Source organism: Methylobacterium sp. 1A, from assembly GCF_058072805.1.
The window spans coordinates 42,164-57,885 of record NZ_JBYQVE010000003.1; the positions used below are offsets into that span (position 1 = coordinate 42,164).

Consider the following 15,722-nt stretch of genomic DNA (forward strand, 5'->3'; position numbering starts at 1 on the left):
CACGAGACCGAGCGGCCGAAGCTGATCGGGGCCGGGATTATTTCGTGCGCAAGCCAGATCGGTGAAGCGAGGGACGTGGAAACTCTATTGCGCGGCCCGATCAGGGCATCGATTGAGAAATCTACGTAAACTTGCGCGCTGCAGAGGCGCGGAATCGATCAAATGATGGATGCGTTAATTGAAAGTAGCTGCTAGGACACGTCGTGATGTCGTGCGGAGGAGCGGATGCGCTACCGGGCCGTAAGTGTCTTGGATGTGTCGGCGATGGCTTCGGAAGAGAACCCGACGGACGAGACCCTCATGCTCCGCGAGCACATCCGCCGTATCCTGCGCAAGCTCTCCCGCGCGCGGGCCGAGCTTCAGTACAGCTGAACGGCGCGGGGCATGCCGGCATCGGTGCGGAACGCCGCGCCCGCACCGTCGCGATGCGCGGCGTCGCGCGCCGGTCCGAGCCTCCGCGGTCTCACGAGGTGACGTCGGTGTCGTGGCGGCTCGGCGCCGGTTCGACGTCGCGACAGGACGGGGTGTAGGCGCACCAGCCGCACTGCCCGAGGTCGGCAGCCCGGGGCGCGTTCCACTGCGAGCACAGCGGGCAGACCTTCAGCACCAGCTTGGCGCCGTGCGCGAAGGCCAGACCGCGGCCGCGGAACGTGACTCTACCCTGGGGGAGATCAGTGGACATCGTCGCCCTGACTGTAACACAGGTTAGTCACTGGAACCTGTCCAATCTGTCCGATTCCGTCAACTCCGGGCCGGCCTGACGGGTATTCGGGGCCGAGCCGCATGTCCGACTTCGCCGGTCCTGACTGAGATCCTGGCTGAGATCCTGGCTCAGATCCTGGCTCAGATCCTGGCCGATCCTCTCCATCCGCCGGGCCCGAGTTCAGGCGATCACGGCCTCTCCCGTCCGGACCGTGAGTTCGCCGACGCGGCGCGCGTCCCTGATCGGGCGCGGGTGCGGTGGCGGGTGCCGTTCGCGGGTGCCTCGGCCCGCGGAGGCCGCATCGAACGAACGCCCGTCGGGCGCGTTTATGGCCATGCTTGCGCGATCCCCGAACAGCCCGTCCGACGTCAGAGCACGCGACACCGCCAACCGATTCGAGGCGGCCGACGTCGCCCTCGGCGTCGGGCTGGCACGCGCGAAAGACCACCCCGTCGTTCGAACGGTGGGGACGGCGAGCGAGATCGGGAGCTGGCAGTCCCTGCTCTCGCTGTCTGCCGGCACCCTCGTCCTGGGGCTCATGGTGCGCGATCGCCGGATGGCAGAAGCGGGGCGGCACATGCTGCAAGCCGGTCTCCTGGCCGGTGTCGTCAAGACGAGCTTGAAGCGGGCGGTGCATCGGACGCGGCCGAACGTCCTGATGGATGAGGGGGTCTACGTGCGGGGATGGCCGGGAACGGGCATCGGTCCGTGGCAATCCTTCCCCTCGGGTCATTCCGCCCTGAGCACCGCCGTCGCGTGCGCCGCCGCGCGCGCCTATCCGGAGATCAGGGGACCGTCCTACGCCGCCGCGGCCGGCGTCGTCACGGCGCAGGTTCTCCGCGGGGCGCACTTCCCCGCCGACGTGCTGGCGGGTGCCGTCATCGGCATCGCCGCGGAGTTCGCCGTCGACCGCCTGACACGCGACCGGCGCAGGTCGCCGCGCTGACGGCGCCGGGATCCTCAGGCCGCGCCTCTCCGCACGGACCGCGCCGAGGCGATGCGCTTCACGTCACAGCCGACGAGATCGAGATCCGCGAGGTCGCGCTCGCTGAACGACGCGAGTTCGCTCCGCGCGCGACGGCAGTCGAGCCATCGCCTGATGAGGGAGAACGGAGCCGTCATCTGATCCTCCTGGCCTGCGGAGACTGACATGCCCTGTGCGCCGCTCCGCGACCGTGACGAAGGTCACGGTCGCCCGGGCGCCTGGCCCGCCGCATGGGCGGGAAGGTGGGAGCCCCCCGGCCGCACACGCCGCGTTGCCGGGACGTCCCAGGCGGAGACGGCGCCGGCGTCGGCTCATCGGCCGCGAGGGGCGCATCGCCGAGGCCGGCGTCGCGTTCCTCGCGGACCGGGCTTCCGGCCTCGAAGATCCGCGGGATGGACCACCGCGCGTTGTGGCCCGCCGGCGCGCGCCCTTGAACAGCGCCGCGCCAATCGATAGGTTACTATCAATATCGGTGCGGGGCCGCCCGATGCGCGTCACCACGATCCGCCGGGAGGCTTGAGATGGCAGCCAAGACCCTACGGCAGCTCCGTCTGGCCTACACCCACACGCTGCTGCTCTCCGGACGGCAGTGGCGGCGCCTGGCCAACGCGGCGACCGAGGCCCACGGCATCTCGGAGGCCAAGGCCCTGCCGCTGGTGCTGATCGCCCGCATGGGCGGCGAGCCGCGCCAGACCACCCTGGCGGACGCGATCGGCATCGAGGGGCCGTCGCTGGTGCGGCTCCTGGATCAACTGGAGAAGGCGGACCTCGTCGCGCGCCGGGAGGACCCCACCGACCGCCGCGCGAAGGTGCTGACCCTGACGCCCGCGGGACAGGCGGTCGTCGCGCGGATCGAGGCGGATCTCGAGCGCCTCAGGGAGACGGTGTTCGCGACCGTGAGCGCCGCGGACCTGGAGGCCGGCCTGCGGGTGTTCCAGGCCCTGCAGGATCATCTCCGCGGCGAGGCCGGGCTCGACGGGGCGGAGGCCGGGGCGCGTCGCGGCGAGGCCGCGGAATGACGCTCCCCGGCTGGCGCGACTGGGCCTTCGCGCTCAAGACCTTCGGTGCCGGCATGCTGGCCCTGTTCCTGGCGTTCTGGATCGATCTGCCGAACCCCTACTGGGCGCTCGGCACCGTCTACATCACCAGCCAGGTGCTGGCCGGCGCCACCCGCTCCAAGGCGCTCTACCGGGTGTTCGGCACCCTGCTCGGGGCCGTGGTCACGGTCGCCCTCGTGCCGAACCTCGTGAACGCGCCGGAACTCCTGACGCTCGCCATCGCGACCTGGGTCGCGACGTGCCTGTACTTCTCCCTCCTCGACCGGACCCCGCGCAGCTACCTGATGATGCTCGGCGGCTACACGGCGGCGCTGATCGGCTTCCCGGCCGTGGGCGATCCCGGGACGATGTTCGATGTCGCGGTGGCCCGGGCCGAGGAGATCACCCTCGGCATCCTCTGCGCCAGCCTCGTGAACACGATCGTGCTGCCGCAATCGGTGGCGCCGGTGATCTCCGGCCGGCTCGACCTCTGGCTGCGCGACGCGCGGGGCTGGGTCATCGACGTCCTCGGCCGCACCCGCGCGACGACGGACACGCAGGCCACCCGGCTGAAGCTGGCCTCGGACGCGGTCGCGTTCGATGCCCTGGCGACGCCGCTGCGCTACGACATGACCGGCGCGGAACGCTCGGCGGATGCCATGGCGACTCTGCGCCAGCACATGCTCATGTTCCTGCCCATCGCCTCGGCGGTCTCGGACCGCATCGAGACGCTGGAGCGGGCGAGCGCGCTGCCGCAGCGCCTGCGCATCCTCCTCGACGCCATGGCCGGCTGGCTCGCCTCCGGAACCACCGAACAGGCCGAGGCCGACCGCCTGAAGGCCGAGGCGGACGCCCTCGAACCCGGGCTCGGGGAGCGGCCGTCCTGGGACGCCCTCGTGCTGGCGAGCCTCCTGGCGCGGCTGCGCGACTTCATCGACCTGCGCCAGGACGCCCGGATCCTGCAGCGGCACATCGCGGACGGGACGCCGGTCACCGAGGACCTGACCTTCCGGTACACCGCGGCGGCGCGCACGATCCGCCACCGCGACCACGGCATGGCGCTGCTGTCGGCCCTGGGCGTGTTCCTGACCATCCTGGTCACCTGCGCGATCTGGATCGCGACCGGATGGCCGCACGGCTCGGCGGCCCCGATGATGGCCGCGGTCGGCTGCTGCTTCTTCGCCGCCCAGGACGATCCCGCCCCGTTCATCGTCAGCTTCGCCAACTCGGCCATCGTCGGCGCCCTGGGGGCGGGCGCCTACCTGTTCGCGGTCCTGCCGCTGGCCACCACCTTCGAGATGCTGGCCCTGGCGCTGTCCCCGGCCCTCCTGGCCTGCGGGGTGTTCATGGCCCAGCCGAGGACCGCGCCCCTGGCGATGGGCGCGGCGGTCAACGGCTCGGCCATGATCGCCCTCCAGGGCAGCTACACGGGGGACTTCGCGGCCTTCACCAACGCCTCCGTCGCGGTCATCGTCGGCATGTGGGTCGCGGCCATCGTCACGCGCCTCGTCCGCTCGGTCGGCGCCGGCTGGTCGGCGCGGCGCCTGCGGGCCGTCAACCGCCGCAGCCTCGCCCGCGCCGCCGGGCGCCAGGGCGCGCAGAACGGTCTCGAACTCGCCGCGCTGATGCTCGACCGGGTCGGCCTGATCGCGCCGCGGCTGGCCGCCCTGCCGTCCGACGACGCGGAATGGACCGCCGACCTCCTCGCCGAGGTCCGGGTCGGCATCAACGTCGTGGAACTGCGGCGCGACCGGCGGCAGCTCTCGGAGCCGACCCGGGCGGCGGTCGAGGCACTCCTCGTCGCGCTGTCGCGGCACTTCGCGGCCGAGCCGGGAAAGCCCGCCCCCGGCCTGCTCGATGCCGTCGACGGGGCCCTGGACGCCGCCTCCCGCGACGCGCGGCAGGCGGCCGGCCGGGCCGCGCTGATGGGTCTCGTCGGCGTCCGGCGCGGCCTGTTCCCGGACGCGCCGCCCTACCGGTCGACGCTGCCCACCACCACGCATCCGGAGCTCGCGGCATGACGGGTGAACTCGACCTGTACGGCGTGTTCGTGCCGAGCCTCGCGGCCTGGATGCTGATCGCCTTCGCCCTGAGCCTGCTCGTGCGGCGGCTGCTGGCCCGGACCGGGTTCTACCGCATGGTCTGGCACCGGCCCCTGTTCGACCTCGCCCTCTACGTCGTGCTCCTCGGCCTCGTCGTCTCGGTCGCGGTCCCTCTCACCTCCTGACCGGCGGGCTCGTCCGGCCGCCCGGTCTCGCCCTGCCCACACCTTCCGGATCCCTCCATGCCCCGGCTTCTCGCCCTCTCGTTCCGCCTCCTCGTCACCCTCGGGACGGTCGCCGCCGCGATCGTCGTCGGGCTGGCGCTGTGGGACTACTACATGGAGGCGCCGTGGACCCGCGACGGGCGCGTGCGCGCCGACGTGGTGCAGGTGGCCCCCGACGTCTCCGGCCTCGTCACCGAGGTGCTGGTGGCGGACAACCAGGTGGTGAAGCGGGGCGACGTGCTGTTCCGCATCGATCCCGAGCGCTTCGATCTCGCCCTGCGCCAGGCGGAGGCGGTGGTCGAGGGCAAGCAGGCGACCGCCGAGCGGGCCGCCGCCGACTACGTCCGCTATCAGAAGCTCAGCGACGCCGCCGCGTCCCAGCAGAGGGTCGAGGCCGCCCGGGCGACCGACCTGGAGGCCAGGGCGGCGTACGGGCAGGCGGTGGCCGACCGTGACCTCGCCAAGCTCAACCTCGAACGCTCCGCGGTGAAGGCCGCGGTCAACGGGCGCATCACCAACATGGAGCTGCGTCCCGGCACCTACGTGTCCACCGGGCGGGGCGTGATGGCGCTCATCGACAGCGACACGCTGCGCGTCGAGGGCTATTTCGAGGAGACGAAGCTCCCGCGCATCCATGTCGGCGACAAGGCCAGCGTCCGCCTGATGGGCGAGACGTCGACGCTGAACGGCCGCGTGGAGAGCTTCGCGGGCGGCATCGAGGATCGCGAGCGCACGGCGGGCTCGAACCTGCTGGCCAGCGTCAACCCGACCTTCGCCTGGGTCCGGCTGGCCCAGCGCATCCCGGTGCGGATCAAGCTGGACGACGTTCCCGACGAGACCCGCCTGGTCGCGGGCCGCACGGCGACGGTCGCGGTCGCGTCCGAGGGCGGGACCCCGCATTTCAGCCTGTTCGGATCCTGGCGTGGGGCGCCGGAGCCCGCCGCCCGGGAGACGAGAAGCCGCTGAGGACCGGCCGGCGATCCCACCTGCCGGACGGACAGAGATCGGGAGACGAACCATGGCGACACCCGCTTCGAGCCGGCCCCAGGCCGGGCCGGACCGCGTCCTGGCCGAGGCGCCGTACCGGATCGGTGCGGTGACCCTGGCCGTGCACGACCTCGACGCGCTCACGCGGTTCTACCGGGACATCATCGGGCTCGGCATCCTCTCGGAGACCGAGAGTGCCGTGCAGCTCGGGACGGGCGACGCGACGCGCCTCGTCCTGCGCCGTGACCCGAACGCGCGGTCACGGGACCCGCGCGAGGCCGGCCTGTTCCACACGGCGTTCCTGCTGCCTGACCGGAGTGACCTCGGTGCCTGGCTCCTGCACGCGGAGAGGCACGGCATCGCGCTCACGGGCGGCGCCGACCACCTCGTGAGCGAGGCCGTCTACCTCGACGATCCGGAAGGCAACGGCATCGAGATCTACGTCGATCGCCCGGCATCGGCGTGGCCGCGTGCGTCGGACGGTTCGGTCGTGATGCGCAACGAACGGCTCGATCAGGCCGGAATCGTCGGTGCCGCGACACGTCCCTGGTCGGCGATGCCGGCCGCCGCCTGCGTCGGGCACGTCCACCTCCAAGTGGGCGACCTCGGAGCGGCAGAGCGCTTCTACGCGAACCTGCTCGGCTTCGACGTGATGTGCCGCTATCCGGGGGCCCTGTTCCTCGGCTCCGGCGGCTACCACCATCAACTGGCCGGCAACGTCTGGAACAGCCGCGGTGCGGCCGTCAGATCCGAGGGGCGGACGGGCCTCGCCGAGGTGCTGCTGCTGGTCGATCGACCGACCCTGGCATCGACGGGAGACCGTCTGCGCGAGGCCGACGCGCCCCTCGGCGCGGACGACGGCGCGCTCGTTGTCCGCGATCCCTGGGGCATCGCTCTGCGGCTCCAGCCCACCGACTGACAGCGCCGCCGACGCTCCGTCGGGCGCGATGCGCGGAGCGCGAGACCCGAAGGCTGGAGCCGCATCACCGTCGCGGCCGCCACCACCGGAGCGATGCCGGATTCCGGACCCGAGCCGTGCCCGCCGCGCCCGCAGAGCGTCGCCTTGGGGCTGTCGGACCGCGAGCCCACGGCGACGCCGGCACGCGGACGACATGGCGGGAGCGTCCGATCCCGACGCAGCGAACCCGCTCGCCCGAGCGGTGCGCTTCAGGCGCCGGCTCCCGGCACGGCCTTCGGCTTCGGACGTACCGGCGGCACGAGGCGGAACAGCAGCATGCCGGCGACCATCGCCGCCACGAAGGTCAGGGCCTCGGCCGGGGCCACCGTCAGGATGGTGAGGGCGGGGCCGGGGCAGAGGCCGACCAGGCCCCAGCCGAGGCCGAAGATCGCGGCCCCGGGGATGAGACGCAGGTCGAGGTCGCGCCGGGTCGGGACATCGAACCTGGGCGCGAGCACCGGCCGGCCGCGCCGCAGCGCCAGGCGGTAACCGGCGGCCGAGACCGCGACGGCACCCGCCATGACGAGGGCGAGGCTCGGGTCCCAGCGGCCCGTCACGTCGAGGAAGGCGCGCACCTTGGCCGGGTCGGCCATGCCCGAGACGAGGAGGCCGAGGCCGAACAGGAGGCCGACGGCGAGGGCGGAGACGGTCTTGGCCATGGCTCAGGCTCCGACGAGACGCCGCGCGACGAGGACGGTGAGGATCGCGACGGTCATGAACGTGCCGGTGGCGGCCAGCGAGCGGGGCGAGCCGCGGCCGATGCCGCAGACGCCGTGGCCGCTGGTGCAGCCGGATCCGAGGCGCGCGCCGAAGCCGACCAGCAGGCCCGCGACGACGAGGAGCGGGAACGACGCCCCGATCGTCACCGGCGGCAGGTCGCCCCCGAGACCCCTGTAAGCGACCGGCGCCAGGACGAGGCCCGCCACGAAGGCGGCCCGCCAAACGGTCCCGCGCGCGGGCGGGACCAAGAGGCTGCCGAGGATGCCGCTGATTCCGGCGACGCGCCCGGTGAGGAGGAGGAGGAGCGACGCGGATGCGCCGATCATCGCTCCGCCGAGAAGGGCGCCGACCGGGGTGAAGTGATCCATCTCGATCTGCCCACAGCTCCGGTCCAGGCGAGGCCCGGCTCGGCGGCGGAGAACGCTGTCCCGCGCGAGAACATTAGACGGTTCTTATTTAGCTTATCCTAATGTTCTGCGGCAAGCCTGCGAGCGCCGGAGCGACGCGCCGGCCGGCTTCCCGGAGCACGCGGGATTCCTCCGCGATCGCCGCGCGCGACGGGCTGCGGGCTCGCTCTCGCCATCGCCGCGATGGCGTCACGCCGCAGCGGGCCGAGCCTGCGGCTGCGCAACCGGCCGGACCGTTCGGGACTCGCGGTGGAGATCCTGCGTGGCTGACGCGGTCAGGCGAGTTCCGGGCAGAAGATGTCCTTGAGGGTCGCCAGCACGCGGGCGACCCGGGGATCCTCCAGGCGGTAGTGAAGCGTCTGGCTCTCGCGCCGGTACGCGACCAGCCCGTCCTCTCGCAGCTTGGCGAGGTGCTGCGACAGGGCCGACTGGCTGAGTCCGACCGCCTCGGCGAGGCTCGTCACGTCCATCTCGCCGCGGGCGACCAGCAGGCACAGAATGAGCAGGCGCTTCTCGTTGGCGAGGAGACGGAGCAGACGGGCCGCGTCGCCGGCCCTGTCCTGAAGGCGCAGCAGTTCGTTCGGCGTGACGACGTCCATCGGTCCGGATCCGGGCGCTCTCAGGGTCTCTTATTTAGCGGATCCTAATATATCGCGGGCGTCGCCATTTGCCACGCCGGCGCGCGCCTTGCCTTACCGAGCAGCCCGGCGAGCGTGTCCGGTTCCGACGGCCGGCTACGGCGACGAGACCCGGCAGGACGGTCGTCGAGGGACAGCCGTCATTCCTGTTCCGTCTCCGGCCTGTGGCGGTGTGAAACGCGTCCCCCGACGGGGTGGGCAACGCCGACCGTCTAAATCCACCGCACCTACATTGCTGCACCCGCGACGCGTGCAATTCGCTCCAGGCGCGGCCTCGAATATCTGAGGACGTTTAAACATGGACTCGGATACTAAAAATCGTGAATTACCAAGAAATATGGGTTCGGTCGCTGTCAGAAATATCGATCTCAGTCCGCACATTTGCTCCAGAATTGGGAAAAATAGGACCATCATCGGCCCGAAAGATCGTCCTAAACGTTTTGTTAACCATGTGAGAGGAATGCATTCAAAACTTCGTGTGGACGATCGCTGGTTGCCCTGAGCCGCGAGGGCCCGGATTTTTTTCTTGAGACAGCGGCGCAGAGAGACGCGTTCCTGATGGGTCACCGGCCAGGTCAGCTCTGTGTCCCACGCCGCGACCGGCAGATCCGCGATGGCGGACGGCTCGTCGTCGCGGCCAGCACCGGCCTGGTCCTGGTCCTCGACCTGCCGGCGCGCGCCCTGGAGCGACCTCGGCCCGAGGTGGTGACCGCCACCAGCGGCCGCGACGGAAGAGCCAACGTCATCGCGTCGAATGTCGTCGCGACGGCCGGTGCCGACGGCCCTGACCTGTCCTTGATCGATGTCGATGCCGCGGCCGCCGGCAACGACCTCGCCGCGACGATCCGGACCGGTTCAGTGGGCGGAGCGGGCGGGCGCGGCGACGCGGTCCCGGGGCTGGCATCCGTCCCGGGCGCGAGCGGCGGGCGCGGCGGTGCCGTCGCGGTGACGCTCGGAGAGGATGTGAGCGGAGAGGGGGATCAGGTCGGCTACACGACGCGCGCCCGCGTCTCCCAGCTCCAGTTCCGGCCGATCCCGCGGTTCTGGGTCTTCTCCCGGGGTGGGAACGGCGGCGACGCCCAGAAGGATGTCGGCGCCGGCGGCGATGCCGGGCCGGCGACCCTGACCCTGTCGTCCCGCGTCGCGACCGAGGGGCAGGCCTTCCTGGGGGTCCGGGTCAGTGCGGTCGGCGGCGATGCCGGCCGCGGGGGCACCGACGCCGACCAGACCGCCTCCAGACGGGGCGGCGCCGGCGGCGCGGCCGCGCTCACGGTGACACGCTCCGGGCAGGTGACGACCGACGGTGTCGGGGCGACCGCGGTGATCGTCGAGTCCATCGGCGGCGCGGGCTCGATCCGCGGGTCCGGGACCTTCTACAGCAACCCCTTCGTGACGCCGGGCGGCGCGGGCGGCACCGCGCGCCTCGACATGGCCGGGACCATCCGGACCTCCGGCGACTCTGCCCTCGGCGGCCTCGTCCAGAGCATCGGCGGCGACGGCGGGATACAGCCCGATGCCGGCGGCCGGCCCGGTGGCCGGGGCGGTGACGGCGGGACCGTCACGGTGACCCAGAGCGGCACGATCGTCACGGCGGGCGACTACGCCCTCGGCCTCGTCGCGCAATCGGTCGGCGGGCCGGGCGGCAAGGGCGGCGGCGGCGTGTTCGGCGGCGGCGGCGGGGGCGATGCCGCCCCGGGCGGATCGGTGACCCTGACCAACAGCGGGATGGTGACGACGTCCGGCGCCGGGGCGACCGGCCTCGTGGCGCAGAGCATCGGCGGCGGCAGCGCCCTCTCGGCCCTGCCGCTCGCGGCCCTCGACGTGGCGCCCGGGAGCGGCGGCGGGGCCGGAGGCATCTCGCTCTGGTTCGGCCGCGGCGGGGCCGGCGGGACCGGGGGCGCGGGCGGGACCGCGGAGATCGTCAACGCGGGTGGCCGGATCACGACCGAGGGCGACTCGGCCTTCGGGGCGTTGGTGCAGAGCATCGGTGGCAGCGGCGGCAGCGGTGGCGGCGCCTTCCCGGCCGGGGCCTTCTTCGCGGTCGGCCTGGGCGGCAGCGGCGGCGGCGGCGGTGATGGCGGTCTCGCGCGCTTCACCGGCCGGGCCGGCGCGATCGAGACCAGCGGGACGGGATCGACGGCCGTGCTGGTGCAGAGCATCGGCGGCGGCGGCGGCGCCGGCGGCGACGTCAGGAGCATCGCGGTGGGCGCGGCGCTCTCCGCCTCGTGGGCGATCGGCGGATCCGGCGGCAAGGGGGGCAACGGCGGCGAGGCCCGCATCGAGAGCAGCAGCACCGTGACCACCGCCGGTCTCGGAGCGGACGGCCTGGCCGTCCTCAGCATCGGCGGCGGCGGCGGTGTCGGCGGCCTGGCCAGCGCGACGGCGATCACGACGCCCCTGGCCACGCCGAGCGGGCAGTCGCTGCCGAGCTTCGCCTTCTCCACCGCGATCGGCGGCTCGGGGGGCGACGGCGGCAACGGCGGCCCGGCGGGCGTGATCAATGCCGGCCGGGTCACCACCTACGGCGACGCGGCCGCGGGGCTGCTGGTCCTCAGCGTCGGCGGCGGCGGCGGGATCGGCGGCGATGCCGCCGCCTACGCGCTGGCGGTCGCTCCGCCGGGCCAGATGGCCGTGTCCGCCACCTCCACGCTGGGCGGGACGGGCGGCGGCGGCGGCAATGGCGGCACCGTCACCGCCGCGAATAGCGGCGCGGTGCGCACCTCCGGGGACGGCGCGATCGGCATCCAGGCCCAGAGCATCGGCGGGGGCGGCGGCAATGGCGGGGGCGCGACCGCGACGAGCAACAGCCTGAGCCTCAAGCAGAACGTCACGGTGGCGCGGAGCGTCGGCGGCACCGCGGGCGTCGCCGGGATCGGCGGCGCGGTCACGGTCACGCAGTCCGGCAGCGTCACCACCGGGGGAGCCGGCGCGGTCGGCATCCTCGCGCAGAGCATCGGCGGGGGCGGCGGCAACGGCGGCAGCGCCGCGAGCCTCGCGGCCCCCGGCTTCTCCTTCGACAAGACCCTGAACGGCCTCGTCGGAAAGCTTCCGATCGCCGATACCCTCTCGGTGACGGAGACGATCGGCGGCGGGAAGGGCAAGGGCAATGTCGGCGGCGCGGTCACGGTGACGAACCGGGGCGCGATCACGACCGGGGGGTCGAACGCCCACGGCATCGAGGCGCAGAGCATCGGCGGGGGCGGCGGCAACGGCGGCACCGTGTCCGGATCGGCCGTCGGCAAGCTCACCGTCGGCCTGACGCTCGGCGGCCAGGGCGGCAGCGGCGGCAGCGGCGGGGACGTGACCGTCACCAATGCCGCCGCCGGCGCGATCGCGACCAGCGGCGACGGCTCGCACGGGATCGTGGCGCAGAGCATCGGCGGCGGCGGCGGCATGGGCGGCAGCGTCGCGGCGCGTGACGTTTCCGACCCCGACACCGTCGGAACGATCTGGACGCAGATCAAGAAGACGATCGGTGTCGCCGCCTACCAGGAGTGGGCGAAGGACAAGGAGAACAAGGACGATCTCGATCGATTCCTGAAGGACATCAAGTCCAGCGACACGTACAAGGGCCTGGCGGATCAGCTCAAGAACTCGGATTTCGGCAAGGCGCTCAAGTCCTACAGCGGCAGCGTCTCGAGCTATCTGGACGCGCAGAAGAAGGGCGCCACCAAGCTGCCCGACGTGGCGTTCACCCTGTCGCTCGGCGGGAGCGGCGCGCAGGGCGGGAACGGCGGTCGCGTCTCGGTCGAGAACGGCGGCACCGTCCGGACGATGGGGATCGGCGCGCACGGCATCCTGGCGCAGAGCATCGGCGGCGGCGGCGGCCAGGGTGGCCTCGCCTACGCGGAGGCGACCAACAGGACGACCGTGACGGCGACGCTCGGCGGCACGGGCGGCAGCGGCAACATCGGCGGCACGGCCAAGATCGTGAACACCGGTTCGGTCGCCACCGCGGACGATGCCGCCTACGGCCTCTACGCGCAGAGCATCGGCGGCGGCGGCGGCAACGGCGTCGGCGCCACGGCCGCCGGCAGCCAAGCGAACAAGGGCCTGACGCTCAACCTGACCGTCGGCGGATCGGGAGGGACCGGCGCCCGGGGCGGATCTGTCCGGGTCGATAACCGCGGCTCGGTGACCACAGCCGGGGCCGAGGCGCATGCCGTCGTCGCCCAGAGCATCGGCGGCGGTGGCGGAAGCTTCTCGGCGCCCTCCGCCGAGGCCGACACTCCCGCCGCTGCCACCCCCGCCGCTGCGGCGGAGGGGACGAAATCATCCAAGGAGCCGGGCCCGAGCCAGGTTCAGAGCGAGACCAAGAGCGAGACGAAGGGCGGGACGAAGAGCGACGCCCAGGCGCTGGCGGACGCCCTGCTCGCCGCGCTCGACATCGAGCGGATCGCCCCACCGGAGGATCCGGCCGGCGTCTCCGAGAGATCCGGCAGCCTGACGCTCGGCGGCTCCGGGCGCGTGGCGGGCGATGGTGGCGGCGTGACGATCGTGCAATCCGGCACGGTCGCCACGACGGGCTTCGGGGCGGTGGGCATCCTGGCGCAGAGCATCGGCGGCGGCGGCGGTCTCGCCTCGGTGGCGGCCGGCCCGGGCGGCCACCGCTACACGTTCGGGATCGGCGGCGCGGGCGGCGCCTCGGGGAGCGGCGGCCCGGTCGGGGTGAGCCTGACCGCGGGCGCGCAGGTCTCCACTGTCGGCGACGCGGCGCCGGCGCTGCTGCTGCAGTCGATCGGTGGCGGCGGTGGCTACGGCGGCGCGCACCAGGCGATGGGATACGCGGTGCCCTACGCCCTGCGCGACGGGTCCGACGGCAACGGTGGGACGATCCGGGTGACGCTGGAGGAGGGCAGCGCGATCCGCACGTCGGGCGCCCAGTCCCACGGCCTCCTCGCCCAGAGCCTCGGAGGCGGCGGCGGCCTGCTCCTGGACCTCGCCGGCCCGGCCGCCGGGGCGTCGGGCCAGAGCCGTCTGAACGCGACCGGCAAGGGCGGCGACATCTCCGTCGCGTCGTCCGGATCGATCATCGCGTCGGGCCTCGACGCGAACGCGATCTTCGTCCAGTCCGGCGTCCAACGCACCGACGGGAGCCTCGAACCCGACCCGGAGCAGGGCGGCAGGATCAACCTCCAGGTGAACGGCCTCGTCACGGGCGGCAGCGGCACCGGAGCGGCGATCCGCATCGACGGCGGGCGCTCCACTACGATCGTGATTGGCGGGCGCGCCGTGGTCAGCGCGGCTTCGGGCCGGGCCATCGTCGGCGCGTTCTCCGCCGGCGAGATCAACAATTACGGCACCGTGATCGGCGACGTGGACCTGGCCGCCGGCCAGGCGGGGGGCGTCACCTTCGTCAACGGCGGTTTCCAGAACACGGGTGGCACCTCGGCGATCCTGCGCACCGGACCCGAAGGCGTCATCGCCCTGGGGCCGAACGGCCGCCTGCACAACAGCGCCACCCTCGACATCGGCGGCGTCGGCAAGGTCGCCCGAGCGACGGTGACCGGCAATTTCGAGCAGAGCGCGTACGGGCGGATGCTCGTCGACGTGGCGCCCCTTGCGCCGGAGGGGGCCCTGCGCGCCGATCTCCTCACCGTCACCGGCACCGCATCGCTGAAGGGCCTCGTCGAGCCGCATCTGATCGACGGGCTGCTGCCCGGCCGGTACGCCTTCCTCCGGGCCGGTCAGGTCGTGGAGAGCGGCGCCATGGCTGTCGGCAGCAGCCTCCATTCCGGCGCGGTTCCGATCTCCTGGTCGATCGTCGCGTCGGGCGACACCCTCTCCCTGGTCCCGAGAGCCCGGTTCACGGAGCCGACGGGCGTCACGCTCACGCCGGACCAGCGCAGCGTCGCACAGGGCCTGCAGGATGCCTGGGACGGCAATACCAGGCAGCTCGGAACGCTCTACGGGCGCTTCCTCTCGGTCGACAGCCAGAAGGCCTACGCCGCCGCCCTCGACGAGTTGAAGCCCGAGTCCAACCAGGACAGCCTGACCGACCGGACGCTCGACACCCGCAAAGGTCTTCAGCGGGCCATGAGCTGTCCGGCCTTCAGCGGTACCGGCACGCTCCTGCGTGAGGGCGAGTGTGTCTGGGGGCGGATCACGAGCGCCCACACGACCCTTTCCGCGACCGCGGAGGACGGCGGCTATCGCCAGACCGCCCTCAGCTACCAGACCGGCCTCCAGACCGAGTTCGCCCCTGACTGGTTCTTCGGTCTGACCGGCGCCTACACCCGCGCCATCCAGAGCGATCCCGACCGGATCACCGGGACGACCAGCGATGCCGGCGATGTCTCGGCGGCGCTCAAGCACCAGATCGGCCCCTGGCTGCTCGCGGCATCGGCCAATCTCGGCTATTCCTGGGCCGAGAACAGGCGCCTGATCGACTTCGGCGGCGCCACGGCCACGGCGCGCAGCAAGTCCGGGATCCTCTCGGCGGGCGGGCGGCTGCGGGCAAGCTACCAAGTCCTGTTCGGCGATTGGTATCTCAAGCCCTACGCGGATCTGGATCTGCTCTACAGCTACAGTCCCGCCTATTCAGAGACCGGGGCCCCCGGCTTCAACCTCGACATGCGACCGGTCGCCAAGACGCTGGTGGCGTTCAGCCCGATGCTGGAGATCGGCGGCCGGATCGACCTCGATGCGGGGCGCTGGATCCGGCCTTACGGTATCCTCGGCGTGACGCTCCTCTCGGACGACCATTTCACCGGTCGGGCGAGCTTCCAGGGGACCGGCGCTCTCGGCCTGTTCGCTACGGAATCGTCGATCCCCGATCGCCTCGGCGAGATGGGGCTGGGCTTTCAGATCAGCCTCGGTGGCGGCATCGAGGTGACCGGCGAGTATCAGGGTCAAGTCGGCGATCACTTCCTCTCGCATGCGGGGACTGCTCGGATGCAGCTGCGCTTCTGAGCGCGACGTGGACCATTCCAGGGACGTCGCGTGGGCGGAGGTGACGAAGCGGGCGTGACGGACAGGCCGGTGTGACCTGACCGACTGGCTCTGGACCGGGCTGATTGAG

At 72.3% G+C, this 15,722-nt stretch carries 12 protein-coding genes; 7 read left to right on the forward strand and 5 right to left on the reverse strand.

All coding sequences use genetic code 11. The features are described from left to right. Nucleotides 1–463: 463 nt before the first annotated feature. Nucleotides 464–682, reverse strand: a complete 219-nt coding sequence (locus ACX9MN_RS31755) for a hypothetical protein (protein WP_020095876.1) — start codon at nt 680–682, stop codon at nt 464–466. A 298-nt stretch (nt 683–980) separates the two neighbouring features. On the opposite strand from ACX9MN_RS31755, the gene ACX9MN_RS31760 reads away from it, so the two are divergent. Further along, nucleotides 981–1,649 (forward strand): phosphatase PAP2 family protein, encoded by a 669-nt coding sequence (locus ACX9MN_RS31760; protein ID WP_489726392.1) that lies wholly within the window; start codon nt 981–983, stop codon nt 1,647–1,649. A gap of 14 nt (nt 1,650–1,663) precedes the next feature. Here ACX9MN_RS31760 and ACX9MN_RS31765 read toward each other — a convergent pair whose 3' ends face one another. Continuing rightward, nucleotides 1,664–1,825: a YjiS-like domain-containing protein gene (locus ACX9MN_RS31765; RefSeq protein ID WP_244435356.1), complete on the reverse strand. Its 162-nt coding sequence runs from the start codon at nt 1,823–1,825 to the stop codon at nt 1,664–1,666. A gap of 384 nt (nt 1,826–2,209) precedes the next feature. Here ACX9MN_RS31765 and ACX9MN_RS31770 point away from each other — a divergent pair, with 384 nt between their 5' ends. From ACX9MN_RS31770 to ACX9MN_RS31790, 5 genes are read left to right on the forward strand one after another with little or no spacing between them, the layout of a single operon-like run. Beyond that, the gene (locus ACX9MN_RS31770) at nt 2,210–2,707 is read left to right on the forward strand and encodes a MarR family winged helix-turn-helix transcriptional regulator (protein WP_020095879.1); all 498 of its coding nucleotides are present in this window, start codon (nt 2,210–2,212) and stop codon (nt 2,705–2,707) included. After that, the gene (locus ACX9MN_RS31775; protein ID WP_489726393.1) at nt 2,704–4,746 is read left to right on the forward strand and encodes an FUSC family protein; all 2,043 of its coding nucleotides are present in this window, start codon (nt 2,704–2,706) and stop codon (nt 4,744–4,746) included. Before ACX9MN_RS31770 ends, ACX9MN_RS31775 begins: the two co-directional genes overlap by 4 nt. Beyond that, nucleotides 4,743–4,952 (forward strand): DUF1656 domain-containing protein, encoded by a 210-nt coding sequence (locus ACX9MN_RS31780; RefSeq protein ID WP_091682073.1) that lies wholly within the window; start codon nt 4,743–4,745, stop codon nt 4,950–4,952. Before ACX9MN_RS31775 ends, ACX9MN_RS31780 begins: the two co-directional genes overlap by 4 nt. Before the next feature lie 57 nt (nt 4,953–5,009). Beyond that, the gene (locus ACX9MN_RS31785; RefSeq protein ID WP_020095882.1) at nt 5,010–5,957 is read left to right on the forward strand and encodes an efflux RND transporter periplasmic adaptor subunit; all 948 of its coding nucleotides are present in this window, start codon (nt 5,010–5,012) and stop codon (nt 5,955–5,957) included. 52 nt (nt 5,958–6,009) lie between these two features. After that, a complete protein-coding gene (locus tag ACX9MN_RS31790; protein WP_489726394.1) occupies nt 6,010–6,897 on the forward strand; it encodes a VOC family protein in 888 nt (295 codons plus the stop codon). A gap of 248 nt (nt 6,898–7,145) precedes the next feature. On the opposite strand, the gene ACX9MN_RS31795 is transcribed toward ACX9MN_RS31790, so the two are convergent. The 3 genes from ACX9MN_RS31795 to ACX9MN_RS31805 form a co-directional block, all read right to left on the reverse strand. Then, the gene (locus ACX9MN_RS31795) at nt 7,146–7,595 is read right to left on the reverse strand and encodes a DUF6691 family protein (protein WP_489726395.1); all 450 of its coding nucleotides are present in this window, start codon (nt 7,593–7,595) and stop codon (nt 7,146–7,148) included. Nucleotides 7,596–7,598: 3 nt separating this feature from the next. After that, nucleotides 7,599–8,024, reverse strand: coding sequence for a YeeE/YedE family protein (locus ACX9MN_RS31800; protein ID WP_489726396.1), 426 nt, complete (start codon nt 8,022–8,024; stop codon nt 7,599–7,601). Nucleotides 8,025–8,338: 314 nt separating this feature from the next. Then, nucleotides 8,339–8,662, reverse strand: coding sequence for an ArsR/SmtB family transcription factor (locus ACX9MN_RS31805; protein WP_020095886.1), 324 nt, complete (start codon nt 8,660–8,662; stop codon nt 8,339–8,341). 597 nt (nt 8,663–9,259) lie between these two features. On the opposite strand from ACX9MN_RS31805, the gene ACX9MN_RS31810 reads away from it, so the two are divergent. Then, entirely contained in the window at nt 9,260–15,613 is a 6,354-nt protein-coding gene (locus ACX9MN_RS31810; protein ID WP_489726397.1) for an autotransporter outer membrane beta-barrel domain-containing protein, read from the forward strand. Nucleotides 15,614–15,722 lie beyond the last annotated feature (109 nt).

Excerpts from the sequence above, each read along its gene's own strand:
- ACX9MN_RS31795 (WP_489726395.1), bottom strand. The coding sequence starts at position 7,595 with ATGGCCAAGACCGTCTCCGCCCTCGCCGTCGGCCTCCTGTTCGGCCTC.
- ACX9MN_RS31770 (WP_020095879.1), top strand. The coding sequence starts at position 2,210 with ATGGCAGCCAAGACCCTACGGCAGCTCCGTCTGGCCTACACCCACACG.
- ACX9MN_RS31775 (WP_489726393.1), top strand. The coding sequence starts at position 2,704 with ATGACGCTCCCCGGCTGGCGCGACTGGGCCTTCGCGCTCAAGACCTTC.
- ACX9MN_RS31805 (WP_020095886.1), bottom strand. The coding sequence starts at position 8,662 with ATGGACGTCGTCACGCCGAACGAACTGCTGCGCCTTCAGGACAGGGCC.
- ACX9MN_RS31800 (WP_489726396.1), bottom strand. The coding sequence starts at position 8,024 with ATGGATCACTTCACCCCGGTCGGCGCCCTTCTCGGCGGAGCGATGATC.
- ACX9MN_RS31755 (WP_020095876.1), bottom strand. The coding sequence starts at position 682 with ATGTCCACTGATCTCCCCCAGGGTAGAGTCACGTTCCGCGGCCGCGGT.
- ACX9MN_RS31765 (WP_244435356.1), bottom strand. The coding sequence starts at position 1,825 with ATGACGGCTCCGTTCTCCCTCATCAGGCGATGGCTCGACTGCCGTCGC.
- ACX9MN_RS31780 (WP_091682073.1), top strand. The coding sequence starts at position 4,743 with ATGACGGGTGAACTCGACCTGTACGGCGTGTTCGTGCCGAGCCTCGCG.
- ACX9MN_RS31810 (WP_489726397.1), top strand. The coding sequence starts at position 9,260 with ATGGGTCACCGGCCAGGTCAGCTCTGTGTCCCACGCCGCGACCGGCAG.
- ACX9MN_RS31785 (WP_020095882.1), top strand. The coding sequence starts at position 5,010 with ATGCCCCGGCTTCTCGCCCTCTCGTTCCGCCTCCTCGTCACCCTCGGG.
- ACX9MN_RS31790 (WP_489726394.1), top strand. The coding sequence starts at position 6,010 with ATGGCGACACCCGCTTCGAGCCGGCCCCAGGCCGGGCCGGACCGCGTC.